Consider the following 713-nt stretch of genomic DNA (forward strand, 5'->3'; position numbering starts at 1 on the left):
ACGGAACGAACGACACCTTGACTTTGTTGGATAGCGAAGGCAATGTAGTGGAGGTTCCATTGGCCGATATTGCAGCCTTGACGGATACGAATACTACCAATGACACCTTAAGTTTAACCGATTCTGATTCCGACGGAACGAACGACACCTTGACCTTATTGGATAGTGAAGGCAATGTAGTGGAAATTCCATTGGCTGATATCGCTGCATTAGTCGACACCGACACCCAGTATACGGCGGGCACAGGCTTGGTTTTAACCGGAACGGTGTTCAGTGCGGACGCAAGTTTGGCTACGGATGCTGAAGTAGCTGCAAGTGAATTAACAACAAGTGTAACGGCAGGAACAGGAGTTAGTGTTAATTCATCGACAACAGGGAATAATACAGAATATACGGTAGCTGTAGATGAGACCGCAATTGCGGACGGTACACTATCTTCAACTAATGCTACGATAGCTATTACAGGAGGCGATGATTCTATCTTTAAAGATGTAAGTGTAGATGTTGCGGATAATGCAATTACGAATGCAAAAATGGCAGATGATGCTATTGATACGGCAGAATTGGTAAATGACGCAGTAACATTAGATAAAATAGCCGACGGTACTTTATTAGGCCAAGTAATGCAATGGGACGGTTCCGACTGGACATTGGTAGATTTAGGATCTGTGACCGTAACAGAGAACGATGGTGTAATAGGAAATGAAGTAGTA

At 43.9% G+C, this 713-nt stretch carries 1 protein-coding gene; it reads left to right on the forward strand.

What is annotated here, in order from left to right:
* Positions 1-713, forward strand: a 713-nt coding sequence (locus R3X28_RS19190) for a hypothetical protein (protein ID WP_317666499.1), incomplete at both ends; no start/stop codon positions are given.

The sequence above is a fragment of the Maribacter sp. TH_r10 genome (assembly GCF_033101095.1).
In the GTDB taxonomy this organism is placed as follows: Bacteria; Bacteroidota; Bacteroidia; order Flavobacteriales; family Flavobacteriaceae; genus Maribacter_A; species Maribacter_A luteus.